Source organism: Amycolatopsis sp. NPDC059027, from assembly GCF_042739735.1.
Taxonomy (GTDB): domain Bacteria; phylum Actinomycetota; class Actinomycetes; order Mycobacteriales; family Pseudonocardiaceae; genus Amycolatopsis.
The window spans coordinates 44,199-55,220 of record NZ_JBHYIK010000019.1 but is presented as its reverse complement, the minus strand read 5'-3'; the positions used below and the strand labels follow the sequence as shown (position 1 = coordinate 55,220).

At 70.7% G+C, this 11,022-nt stretch carries 11 protein-coding genes and 1 tRNA gene; 5 read left to right on the top strand and 7 right to left on the bottom strand.

The window, feature by feature from the left end; genetic code table 11:
- Positions 1-177 precede the first annotated feature (177 nt).
- The 4 genes from ACFWY9_RS15575 to ACFWY9_RS15560 form a co-directional block, all read right to left on the bottom strand.
- Positions 178-251 (bottom strand) — tRNA-Pro (locus tag ACFWY9_RS15575).
- Between the two features lie 106 nt (positions 252-357).
- Positions 358-930 (bottom strand): hypothetical protein, encoded by a 573-nt coding sequence (locus ACFWY9_RS15570; RefSeq protein WP_378339123.1) that lies wholly within the window; start codon positions 928-930, stop codon positions 358-360.
- A gap of 74 nt (positions 931-1,004) precedes the next feature.
- Positions 1,005-3,971 carry a trypsin-like serine protease gene (locus ACFWY9_RS15565; RefSeq protein ID WP_378339122.1) on the bottom strand — a complete coding sequence of 989 codons (2,967 nt, stop codon included), beginning with the start codon at positions 3,969-3,971 and terminating at the stop codon, positions 1,005-1,007.
- A 141-nt stretch (positions 3,972-4,112) separates the two neighbouring features.
- Positions 4,113-4,994 carry an XRE family transcriptional regulator gene (locus tag ACFWY9_RS15560; protein ID WP_378322625.1) on the bottom strand — a complete coding sequence of 294 codons (882 nt, stop codon included), beginning with the start codon at positions 4,992-4,994 and terminating at the stop codon, positions 4,113-4,115.
- 120 nt (positions 4,995-5,114) lie between these two features.
- Here ACFWY9_RS15560 and ACFWY9_RS15555 point away from each other — a divergent pair, with 120 nt between their 5' ends.
- Together ACFWY9_RS15555 and ACFWY9_RS15550 are read left to right on the top strand one after the other, a co-directional pair.
- Positions 5,115-6,086 (top strand): XRE family transcriptional regulator, encoded by a 972-nt coding sequence (locus ACFWY9_RS15555; protein ID WP_378339121.1) that lies wholly within the window; start codon positions 5,115-5,117, stop codon positions 6,084-6,086.
- A gap of 58 nt (positions 6,087-6,144) precedes the next feature.
- Positions 6,145-6,678 (top strand): CHAP domain-containing protein, encoded by a 534-nt coding sequence (locus tag ACFWY9_RS15550; protein WP_378339120.1) that lies wholly within the window; start codon positions 6,145-6,147, stop codon positions 6,676-6,678.
- Positions 6,679-6,687: 9 nt separating this feature from the next.
- On the opposite strand, the gene ACFWY9_RS15545 is transcribed toward ACFWY9_RS15550, so the two are convergent.
- Complete coding sequence (locus ACFWY9_RS15545; RefSeq protein ID WP_378322622.1) at positions 6,688-7,023, bottom strand: cupin domain-containing protein; 336 nt, start codon at positions 7,021-7,023, stop codon at positions 6,688-6,690.
- A gap of 71 nt (positions 7,024-7,094) precedes the next feature.
- On the opposite strand from ACFWY9_RS15545, the gene ACFWY9_RS15540 reads away from it, so the two are divergent.
- Positions 7,095-8,042 carry a GlxA family transcriptional regulator gene (locus ACFWY9_RS15540; protein ID WP_378339119.1) on the top strand — a complete coding sequence of 316 codons (948 nt, stop codon included), beginning with the start codon at positions 7,095-7,097 and terminating at the stop codon, positions 8,040-8,042.
- A gap of 7 nt (positions 8,043-8,049) precedes the next feature.
- Here ACFWY9_RS15540 and ACFWY9_RS15535 read toward each other — a convergent pair whose 3' ends face one another.
- Together ACFWY9_RS15535 and ACFWY9_RS15530 are read right to left on the bottom strand one after the other, a co-directional pair.
- Complete coding sequence (locus tag ACFWY9_RS15535; RefSeq protein WP_378322620.1) at positions 8,050-8,400, bottom strand: hypothetical protein; 351 nt, start codon at positions 8,398-8,400, stop codon at positions 8,050-8,052.
- Positions 8,401-8,446: 46 nt separating this feature from the next.
- Entirely contained in the window at positions 8,447-9,781 is a 1,335-nt protein-coding gene (locus tag ACFWY9_RS15530; RefSeq protein ID WP_378322619.1) for a PLP-dependent aminotransferase family protein, read from the bottom strand.
- Between the two features lie 81 nt (positions 9,782-9,862).
- Here ACFWY9_RS15530 and ACFWY9_RS15525 point away from each other — a divergent pair, with 81 nt between their 5' ends.
- Both ACFWY9_RS15525 and ACFWY9_RS15520 read left to right on the top strand, forming a co-directional pair.
- Positions 9,863-10,639, top strand: a complete 777-nt coding sequence (locus ACFWY9_RS15525) for an alpha/beta fold hydrolase (protein WP_378322618.1) — start codon at positions 9,863-9,865, stop codon at positions 10,637-10,639.
- Entirely contained in the window at positions 10,636-10,977 is a 342-nt protein-coding gene (locus ACFWY9_RS15520) for an SDR family NAD(P)-dependent oxidoreductase (protein ID WP_378322617.1), read from the top strand. The genes ACFWY9_RS15525 and ACFWY9_RS15520 overlap by 4 nt, the downstream gene beginning before the upstream one ends.
- The last annotated feature ends 45 nt before the right edge of the window (positions 10,978-11,022 follow it).

The following is an 11,022-nucleotide window of genomic DNA, read 5'->3' as shown; positions in this document are numbered from 1 at the left end:
GCGGTTTTCTAGCGGGGTTTTTTGGGAACGGTGACGCTGCGCGGATTCCGTTGCCGCTGCCCGGTATTGACGGCCGGCTGACCTTGATCAATAGCGTGCATGAGAAATTGTGAGACGGCGTCACCGGAAACGATCAAGAGGGGCCCCGGAGGACCCCACTGATCTGCGACGTTTCCGTCGGGACGACAGGATTTGAACCTGCGACCCCTTGACCCCCAGTCAAGTGCGCTACCAAACTGCGCCACAGCCCGGGTCCGTACTCCGTGGAGTGCGATGTGAGTACTCTAGCGTGCCCCGGAAACGGGCGTGCAGGCAGGTCACCCTGTGTGGCTGACCTGCGCAGATGCGCTGGTCAGCTCATTCCGCTAGCTCGACGAAGCAGTCGAAGAGTGCTTCGGCCGCCGCACACACCTCACGCGGGGGCGTGTGGCGAGGACCGATGAGCACCGCGAGCTGGCGCCAGACCAGACTTCCGGCCTCGCGAAGCACGACAAAGCGAACGGCCGCGGGTTCGGTGGGACGCGGCCGGAGCGCACCGGTCCCCGCGCTCAACGCCCGGCCGGGTTCGAGCGCGTCCAGGCATCGGGACAGCATCTCCCCGACCAGGCGGGCGACGGTTTCCCGCGATCCGCCGCGAAGATACGGGACGGCGGCGGGGCGCGTCGTCAGTTCGCCCAAGACGTTCTCCACCATGCGGTCCCGCACCCGGCACAGGTCGTCGCCGGGCAGGACGACGGGATCCGGAGCCGGGTGCGGCCGTACGGGCCGCCTGCCTCGCCACAGCGCGTCGGCCTCCGCCGCGCATTCCGCCATGGTGCCGCCGAAATCGGTGCGCCGCCAGCCGGCGGGCGGCTCGGCGTCGGCGGGCCAGATCAGATACAGCGCCGAACTGGCGATGAGGACCCAGTGCCGCGCGGAGCCGGTGTCCATTGTGGATCCTGTCCTCGCAGTGCCGGGACGGGACGGCGGTGCCACTCCTCCCCGGGTGGCACCGCCCGACAGGCTCAGCCGAAGACGAACCAGAAGAAGGAGGCAGTGGCCTTCTTCCCCGCCGCGTCGGCGACCGTCACCGTGACCTGCCTGCTGTCCGGCCTGCTCGGCGTGCCGGAGACGACGCCGCTCGCCGGATCGAGGCTCAGGCCGGGCGGCGGCGCCGTGGACGACCACTGGTACGGGCCGGTTCCGCCGGAGGCCTGCAACGCCAGGTTCACCGCTTGGCCGACCCGGCTGTTCTGGGTGCCGGGGTCGGTCAGCTTCAGCTCGGCGGCCGGCCCGCCGGTCACGGTCAGGCTGTAGCGCGCCGTCTGCGTGGACTTCGCGCTCTTGCCCGAGATCGTGACGTCGTAGGTCCCGGCCGGGGTACTGGCGCTCGTGGTGATGGTGAGCGTCGAGTGCCCGCCGAGATCCACGCTCGCCGGGCTGAACCCGGCCGTCGCGCCCGAGGGCAGACCCGACGCGGTCAGGCTGATCGCGCCGGGCGGTGGCGGAGTGTCGCCGCCGGGCAGGTGCGGGGCGACGTCCGCGGCGTACGTCGAGACCCGGGTGTAGACCGCGTACCAGTCGCACGAGGTCGACATCCACGAGAACACACCCACGACCGTGTTGCCCACCAGGTACGGGCCGCCGCTGTCGCCGATGCACGCGCCCGCGTGGTGATCGGCGTAACCCGTGCACAGCATGGCCGGGACCTTGTACTCCTCCCGCCCCTGGTTGTCGACGTACTTGCCCTTGCAGGCGTTGTCCGCGGCGACCGGGACGTCGGCCTGACGCAGCACGTTGCTGTAGGTGTTCGCGGCGATCTGGCCCCAGCCGATGGAGAGTCCCTTCGTCCCGGCCGCCTCCAGGCTTGGGTCGGTGTTCAGCTTGGGATAGGTGATGCCCGCCGGGACCGGCATGTCCTTGTCGAGGGTCACGACCGCGATGTCGGCACCGATCCGCCAGTCCTCGTAGGCCGGGTGGACCCACTGCGAAGCGATCTCGGCGGTGGTGCCGGTGTCCTTGGTCAGATCGTCGGCGCCGTAGACGAACCACTTGTGGCCCGGCTTCTCCAGCAGGCAGTGTGCGGCCAGCAGTACCGTGCGCGGCCCGAACAGCGTGCCCGTGCAGGACTGCTGGCCGGGGAACGCCGAGCCTTCCCGGCGCATCGAGATGATGAACGGGTGCTCGGCCGTCGTGGTCGGGGTACCGCCCACGACACTCGGCGACGCACCTGGCGACGCCGCGGTGACGGCGTTCGCGGTGACGGTCGTGCTCACCGGCTTGCCCGCTGCCACGCTGCCGGAGGACGGCGAGGCGGTCAGGGTGAAGTCCTTCGCCGGCGGCGGGGTGTCACCACCGCCGAGCAGCTTCGCGCCCAGGGCGTCCGCCTTCGGCGAGCCCCAGCCGGTGCACAGGTCGTAGCCGGTGCCCGCGTTGTAGGTGCCGTTGCCGCCGGAAGTCACGTCGTGGAACGTGCTCGCGTAGTCGGCCGACCCGGCGATCCGGTAGATGCTCGGGTTGAGCTGGCCGAGCCGTGATTTCCCACCACCGAGCGACTTCTGGTTCAGCATCGCCACGTAACCCGCCCACAGCGGGGAGGACAGGCTGGTGCCGCCGACGTCGAGCCAGCCGCCGTTCATGTACACCGACAACGCGCCCGCGCCGTAGTCGGCCAGCAGCGAGACGTCCGGCACCGAGCGGTACTGGTTCGTGCCCGGCTGCCAGTCGGGACGGCTGTAGATCTTCGAGTAACCGCCGCCCGAACGCGTGTTGCCGCTGCTGCCCTGGTTCCAGCACGACTCCGACTGCCAGGTCCCGGCGCTGTCGGACGTCCGCAGCTGCGTGCCGCCGACGCCGGTGAACAGCGGGTCGCTTGCCGGGTAATCGGCCTGGACGGTCTTGTTGTCGCCCCGGTAGCCGCAGCCGGTGCCGCCCCAGTCACCGGACGCCGACAGCATCGTGACGCCTTGCGCGGCGAGCTGGGTGTAGGAGTCGTGCGAGGCCGCGATCGGGTCCGATTCGCAGACCTCGCCGTTGAGCCACGAACCGGACAGGATCGTGATCTTGTTGTCCGAGGCGATCTTCGCCATCTCGTGCACCCACGCCTGATCGGAGTTGGGCGCCGAGTAGACGATCTGCCTCGCCTTCGGCGCGGTGGCGGCCACCGCCTGGATGTCGAGGGTGACCTCCATCTGGTCGCTGCCGGGATTCGGTACGCCGCCGTCGACCTTCACCAGCTCCGGAGTGACGGCGGGTTGCTTGAAGTACTGCGTCCAGCCGTCGATGTCCGACTGCTTGAACGTGTCGAACTCGATCAGCCCGACCGTCTCGCCCGAACCGTCGTAGGCGCCGGACAGGCCGGTCATGCTGTACGCGGTGCGCAGCTGGGCCGGGGTATAGCCACCGGCGGGCCCGCCCGGCCCCGCCGGGGCACCCGCGCGGTGCGCCGCCGGGCGGTTGGTCAGGCCGGTGACACCGCGCAGTACCGCGGCGACGTCCCCGGGCACCGCGGTTCCCTTGGTGGCGTTGAAGAAGCGTTCACCGGAGGCCGAGTGGAAGCCGGAAAGCGAGGTGGTGAACGCACTCTCCACTTCGGACGGTGTGCCGGACGCGGTGACCACCTGCCGGTTGCCGGTGACGTCCTCGACACGCAATCCCTTGCTGGCCAGGTATTTCCGCACCAGGTCGACAGCCCCGGGGGAAGGCCCGAAACGCTCCGTGTAGTCGGCGACGCTCAGATAGCGTTGGTAGACCGGGGAATTCGGGTCGGCCGTGTCGGCGACGTATCGCTCGGCGCCCGCGACGTCCCGGGGTTTGAGGGCGACCGAGACGGTGATCCGTCCGGGGAGCGCCGCGCTGTCCGCGGTGGCGCCGGCGGGAACGGCGGGTGCGGTCCCGAGCGGGACCAGCGGCGGTGGCGCGGCCGACGCCGCCGGCGGGGAGAAGGCCGCCGTCGCGAGGACGGCCGCCACGAGCAGGGAGGCTTTTCGCATGTGCTGCTCCGGGGTGTGATGAGGAGGGGAATACAGCACTACGGACGGTAAGAACGGCGACACGGATTTCTCCAGGCGCTGTGGAAACCACGCCGTGGCAGCGGGATAACCGCTGGTCACTCCCCTGTGTTCACAGAATTGCTACCACGTCCAGCTGGTCCCGACGATGCCGGCACCGACGTCACGCGCCGCCAGCGTCACGGCGTGGTCGTCGCCCAGCCGCACCCGTTCCACCCGCCGCCGCGGCGCCGCGAGGTCACGTTGTTCGAACCGGTAAACGCTTTCCGGTACGTGGTGATCGAAGCGCACCTGGCAGGTGTACACCGGGGTCGGCCGGGTGAGTCTCCGGTGGTAGCCATCGACGGGACGGCCTCGCGGGAACATCAGTTCGTACTCCACCGCGGCCACCTCCCCGGCGGCCAGTTCCCGGTCGAAGACGAGCTCGCCGACCAGAAGCCCGCTGGCGGCGTCCACTCGGACGCGGCCCACCCGGCAGCAGTGCACGGCGGCGAACCGGGGAGCCCGCCTGGCGAGGTCTTCCGTCTGGTAGTACGTCAGCATCCTCGTCACGCCGTCCACGGTGGCCTCGGCGACCAGCCGCACGCGCAGCAGGCGTTCCTGGCGCTCGCCGACCACGAGTTCGTCGTGCACGGACCAGAAACGCACCTGATCCTCCGGTGGCGGTTTCAACGCGAGCGACACCGGCCGCACCGACGGCCACAGCCTGCGCCGCTCCATCAGCGGTTCCCGCCGTTCGCGCGGCACCCGCCGTTCCTCTCCCGGCCCGAGCAACGCGGTCAACGTGCCGGAAGCCAGGCCCAGGACCTGCTCGAGTTCGAACACCGCACGCAGCGACGCCTCACGTCCCGGTTTGGACCGTCCGTGCCGCCAGTACGCCAGCGCGCTGCGCGAGACCGGCACCCCACGGGAAGCCAGGTGCTCACGCAGCCGGTCCAGCGTCAGCCCGGCATCACTGATGGCGGCGTCCAGCGCGCTCGCGAAAGACTCGTCCGGTCCCGGCACGAGACCACTGTCGCGCTCGCCGCTCCGGCGAACCAGCGCCGTTCGTCGGGTACCGCGGTCCGCGCCGGGCCAGGACTTTCGTCGGTTCCGAAACGACGTGCGGCTGATCATGCTGAGAAGGTGACTCGGTCGTCTCCCGGATCGTTCGCGGTCACGCTGGACGCCGCGATCGGCGAATCCGGGCTGTCGCTCGATCGGCTCCAGCACCACCTCGCCGCGCGCGGTGTGCGGCTCTCGCGTTCGGCGCTCTCCTACTGGCGCAGCGGCCGATCACAGCCGGAACGCGAGAAGTCCATGCTCGCCGTCACCCACCTCGAATCGGTGCTGGGGCTCGCGACGGGGACGCTGACGTCGCGGCTCGGGCCGAAGGCGCCGCGAGGACGCTGGCTCGGCGAACCCGCGGTCCGGATCGAACGCCGCCGGTTGTGGCCGCAGCTGCGGGCGATGTCCGGCGAGTTGCGGCCGCCACCGGACGGTCAGCTGTCGTTCTGGTCGATCCACGACCGCATGACCCTCGACGAACAGGGCCGCGAAAGATCATTACAGGTCAGGATGGTCGCCGAAGCCACCGTCGACGGCGTCGACCGGCTCATGACCTACTACCAGTCGGACTCGCCCCTGACCGCCGGCCCGTGCTACCGCTACGTCCGTTCCGCGCGGCTCGGGGTCGTCTGCGTGGACCGGGACACCGGCATGGTGGCCGGGGAGCTACGGCTGGAACACCCGCTGGCGATGGGCGAGGTGACCGTCGTGGACTACGAAATCCGCCTCCCGCCGCGCTCCCCCATCGACCACTACCACCGCCGGTTCACCAGGCCGGTCAAGGAATACGTCTGCCAAGTCCACTTCGGACACCGGATTCCCGCCGACGTCCGCTCGTACGAGCAACGCGGCCCGGACGGCCCCCAGCATCCCGGCAGCCCGCTGGCCGTCGGCGCCACGCACGTCGCGACGCTGGCCCTGCGCGACGTCCGTCCCGGTATCTGGGGCGCGAGCTGGCACTGGGGCGGCAATTCTGTGAACAGCGGGCCGCGACCAGCGAATTCGACGCCGGCGGCACGAATAGTCCACAAAGGTCTGGGCCAGACCTGATCTTCGGCTTACGGTCACGGCGCATTCTCCCCCTTCCCCATTCAGAAAGGGCCTCACCATGCGCCGACCGTCTCGTGCCGTGCTCACCCTCGCCGCCCTTTTCGCCTTCGCCGTCACCGGAACCACCACCACCACCGCCGCCGCCGCGCCCGCCGCCCAGCCGGTGTCGATGGCCGCCGAGTACGGAACCGTCCCGGCGTCCGCGACGGCGGGCACCATCGGCGACATCTACCCGGCGAAATGGCGCAACGTCCCGCAGGACTCGGTCATCGACGACTGGAACATGTACAACCGCGAGTGCGTCTCCTGGGCCGCGTTCAACATCGCCCGCCACGGCAAGAGCGCCGCGAACTACGGGGACGCGAAATACTGGGACGACAACGCCCGTAGCAACGGATTCCGCGTCGACAATACTCCCACCACGGGCTCCATCGCCCAGACCGACAACGGCCGCTACGGGCACGTCGCCATCGTCGACAGCGTCCACGGCGACACGGTGACCGTGGAGGACTACAACTGGACCGGCGACGGCCACTACCTTGTCCACGACGTCAACGCTTCCGCCTTCCGCTACATCCACTTCTACGGCTGATTCCCGGGGCTAACCCTCCGGGTAGAAGAGGAACAGCGTGCAGCCGCTGGTGGTCGCGGGCACGTGCCACGAGCCCGCCGGAGCGTGCAGGAAGGTCCCGGCCGGGTAGTCGCGCGCGCCGTCGTTGAACGTGCCCGCGACCACATAGACCTCCTCCGGTCCGGGCTCGTGGACGTCGCGGTGCGGCCACGACGTGCCCGGGTCCATCTCCAGCACGTGAGCGTGTGCGCCATTCGCCCCTGTCCACAGTGTACGGAGCCGGATGCCGGGGAAGAGCTCACGGACGGGGGCGTCCTTGGCGGAGACGGCGGTGTAGCCCTCCTGGGCGAGAATCTCGGGGTGCATGCCACCACGGTGCCGCGCGCGAACCGTCGCGGGACAGTGTCGGAAAAGACGCCATGGGGTACTTTCTTGCCATGCATCGTGTGGTGGCCCTGGTGCGGCCCGTGCAGTCGACGTTCGAACTGGGCTGCGCCGCCGAGGTGTTCGGCACCGACCGGGCGGAAGTGCCGCGGCACTACGAGTTCGAGGTGTGCACGGAGACACCGGGGCCGGTACCGACCTCGGCGGGCTACACCATGTCCGTGTCCCGTGGCCTGTCGGCGCTCGCCACCGCGGACACCGTGATCATCCCGGGCTGGGCGCCTGTGGAGGCACCGCTCTCCGCCCGCGTACGCCGTGCGCTGCTGCGCGCACACGCCCGTGGCGCGCGGCTCGTCACGATCTGCTCCGGCGTGTTCGCGCTCGCGCGCACCGGGTTGCTCGACGGTCGTTCGGCGACCACGCACTGGGCGAACGCCGAGCGGTTACGGCGGGAGTTCCCCGAGGTGAGCGTGACGCCGGACGCGCTCTACGTCGACCACGGCGACGTCGCCACAAGCGCGGGAGCGGGCGCGGGTATCGACCTGTGCCTGCATCTCGTCCGCACGGATCACGGCGCCGCGCACGCCGCTCTCCTCGCGCGGCACATGGTGATGCCGCCGCACCGCGACGGCGGCCAGACGCAGTACGTGCCGTCCCCACCGGCCGCGGACGCGCTGAACGGCCTCCTCACGTGGGCGAGCGCGCGGCTCGGCACGCCGTTGTCGGTGGCCGACCTTGCCGCACACCTCAACGTCTCGCCGCGCACCCTGGCGCGGCGCTTCGCCTGCCAGCTCGGCACGAGCCCCGGCGCATGGCTGCTGTCCCGCCGGGTGGCCGTGGCCCGCACGCTGCTCGAGAACACGGATCTCCCGGTGGACGCGATCGCGGCCCGCGTCGGCCTCGCCTCGGCGGTCAACCTGCGCCGTCGCTTCCACGCGCTGGTGGGCACGACCCCGGGCGCCTACCGGCGGGCGTTCCGCGGCGGCACAGCGGCGGGGTGAAGGCCGGTCATTCGCTCTGGGCCCACGCCGCGACCGGCAGCGACAGGTAGATCCCGAAGTCGCGCAGCCCGGTCGCGGCCGCGACACTCTCGTGCAACCGGTCGACGCGCTCCTGCCGATCACGGGCCCGGCTCTCGAACCACTTGGACCGCACCTCGATCACCACGTCGAGACCGCCGCGGTCGAACGGCCCCAGACCGCGGAACCGCAGTTCGACGTCACCCGGCCGCAGATCGCCGTCGTAGGGCTCTTCCGGGCACTCGACGGCGAGGGAAACGAGGTGGGGCAAGGATTCCGCCAGTTCGCGGAGCAGATTTTCCGGGACGTGGGGCGCGTAGGTGATCTCGACGAGGGGCACCCGTCCAGTTTAGACGGACGCCCGTACCGGACTGCCGCCGCGGACCTCAGAATTCGGCGGTGTCGTCCGCGTCGCTGCGCGCCAGCGCGGCGAGCGTGTCCAGCGCGTGCGCCAGGATTTCCCGTGGCGGGGCGGACAATGCGAGACGCACGGCATTGGGTGCGTGCCCGGACCCCACGGTGAACGCCGCCGCCGGGGTGATCGCCATGCCGTGCCGGGCGGCCGCGGCGACGAACGTCTCGGCACGCCACGGCGCGGGCAGTTCCCACCAGCAGTGGTAGGCGCCGGAGTCGGCACGGACGTCGAAGCCGGCGAGACGCTCGGCAAGCAGTCGCTGGCGATCCGCGGCGTCTTTTCGTTTGTCGCGCGCGATTTCCGCCGCGGTGCCATCGGCCAGCCAGCGCGTTCCCGCTTCCATCGCGAACCGGGAAGCGACCCAGCCACCGGAACGCAACGCGGCGGCCACGCGCTCGTACAGCGAAGCGGGCGGGACGGCGAATCCCATCGTGAGGCCCGGTGCGAGCCGCTTGGACAGGCTGTCGATGAGGACGGTGCGTTCGGGAGCGTGCGCGGCGAGCGGCGCTGGCTCCTCGCGAAGGAAGGCATAGATGCTGTCCTCGATCGCGTAGCAGTCCAGTTCCCTGAGCACGCGAGCCACTTCGGCGCGACGCGATTCGGGCATCGTCACGCCGAGCGGGTTGTGCAGCGTGGGTTGCAGGTAGACCGCGCGCAACGGCGCCGCGGCGCGGATCGCGGCCGGACTCACGCCCTCGCCGTCCGTCTCGAGCGGGACCAGCGCGACCCCCAGGCGATCGGCCACGGCTTTCACCACCGGATAGGTGATCGCCTCGACCCCGAGCCGTTCCCCGACGGGCACCAGCGCTGCGATGGCCCCCGCGATCGCCTGCCTGCCGCTGCCGGCGAACAGCGGAGGCGGTGCCGTCCAGCCGGCGCGCGACAGCGTCGCGATGGCGGCCTCCCGGGCCGCGGGCGTGCCGACGACCTGCGCCGGGCGCAGCGCCTCCCCCAGCGCGTCCGCGCGCAGGAGGCCCGCGAGGCTCTCCGCCAGCCGCGCCGGCTGACCGGGCAGCACGGGGAAGTTCAGCTCCAGGTCGACGCGCGCGTCCGCCGGTTCGGCCAGCGCCGGCTCCACGCCGTCCTGACCGGCACGGATGAACGTGCCCCTGCCGACCTCGCCGACCGCGAGGCCACGCCGGACCAGTTCGCCGTACACCCTGGCCGCGGTGGAGTTCGCGATGCGGTGCATGCGAGCGAACCGGCGCTGCGGTGGCAGCCGGTCGCCGGGAGCGAGGCGGCCGGCGGCGATGTCGGCCGCGATCGCGTCGGCCACTCTGCGGTAATCCGGCACGTTCACCCTCATTGCTCCGAGTACATTGTTTTCATTGCACCGACATAGTGCTCTCGATAGCGTGGTGGCGTCAACCAGGCGGAGGGAGCATCGATGCACGTGAACGGCATCAACCTGGAGTACGACGAGCGCGGCGAGGGCGAGCCGATCCTGCTGGTCCACGGCCACCCGTTCGACCGCTCGATGTGGCGCCCGCAGCTGGCGCACTTCGGCGCCCGCCACCGGGTACTCGCCCCGGACCTGCGCGGTTACGGAGCCAGCACCGTGGTGCCCGGCAAGACACCGCTGGACGTGTTCGCCAAGGACCTCGCCGCGCTGCTCGACCACCTCGGCATCGAACGCGTCGTCCTCGGCGGCCTGTCCATGGGCGGGCAGATCGTCCTGGAGTTCCACCGGCTCTTCCCCGGACGAGTGCGCGCGCTGGTGCTCGCGGACACGAGCGCCGAAGCGGAGACGCCGGACGGGGTACGGGCCCGCGACGAGATGGCCGATCGGCTGCTCCGGGAAGGAATGTCCGGCTACGCCGAGGAAGTGCGGTACAGGATGGTCAGCCGGGACAACCCCGAGACCGCCGAACTGGTGGCCGGCATGATGCGCGCGGCGCCACCGGAGGGCGCGGCGGCGGCACTGCGCGGCAGAGCCGAGCGTCCGTCCTATGTGGACATGCTGGCCACGGTGCGGGTCCCGGCGCTGGTGGTGGTCGGCGAACAGGACGAGTTCACCCCGCTCGCCGACGCGCGGCTGCTGCACGACCGGATTCCCGGGGCCCGCCTGCTGGTCGTACCGGGAGCCGCGCACATGCCGAACCTGGAGCGGCCGGATGTGTTCAACTCCGCGCTCGAAGAACTGCTGGCGGAGGTGGCGTCGTGAAGGTGCTCGTCACCGGCGCGAGCAGTGGTTTCGGCGCGGCGATCGCGCGCCGCTTCGCCGCCGAAGGCGCGGAGGTCATCGGCGCCGCACGGCGTACGGAGCGTCTGGCCACCTTGGACGGTGTCCGGCCGCTCGAACTGGACGTGCGGGATCGCGTAGCGGCGCAGCGGGCTCTCGCCGCGCTGGACGACGTCGACGTGCTGGTGAACAACGCCGGGCTGGCGCTGGGGCTGGAACCGGCGCACGCCGCGAGCCTCGACGACTGGGACCGGATGATCGACACGAACTGCAAGGGGCTCGTGTACTGCACGCACGCGCTGCTTCCGGACCGGTCCTGACGTCGCGAACGCTCCGTTGCCGACGATGAACGTCCCGAACGGAGC

Bases quoted from the DNA above. Each gene is read 5' to 3' on its own strand.
- ACFWY9_RS15530 (WP_378322619.1), bottom strand. From the start codon at position 9,781: ATGAGGGTGAACGTGCCGGATTACCGCAGAGTGGCCGACGCGATCGCG.
- ACFWY9_RS15545 (WP_378322622.1), bottom strand. From the start codon at position 7,023: ATGCACCCCGAGATTCTCGCCCAGGAGGGCTACACCGCCGTCTCCGCC.
- ACFWY9_RS15525 (WP_378322618.1), top strand. From the start codon at position 9,863: ATGCACGTGAACGGCATCAACCTGGAGTACGACGAGCGCGGCGAGGGC.
- ACFWY9_RS15565 (WP_378339122.1), bottom strand. From the start codon at position 3,971: ATGCGAAAAGCCTCCCTGCTCGTGGCGGCCGTCCTCGCGACGGCGGCC.
- ACFWY9_RS15550 (WP_378339120.1), top strand. From the start codon at position 6,145: ATGCGCCGACCGTCTCGTGCCGTGCTCACCCTCGCCGCCCTTTTCGCC.
- ACFWY9_RS15540 (WP_378339119.1), top strand. From the start codon at position 7,095: ATGCATCGTGTGGTGGCCCTGGTGCGGCCCGTGCAGTCGACGTTCGAA.
- ACFWY9_RS15570 (WP_378339123.1), bottom strand. From the start codon at position 930: ATGGACACCGGCTCCGCGCGGCACTGGGTCCTCATCGCCAGTTCGGCG.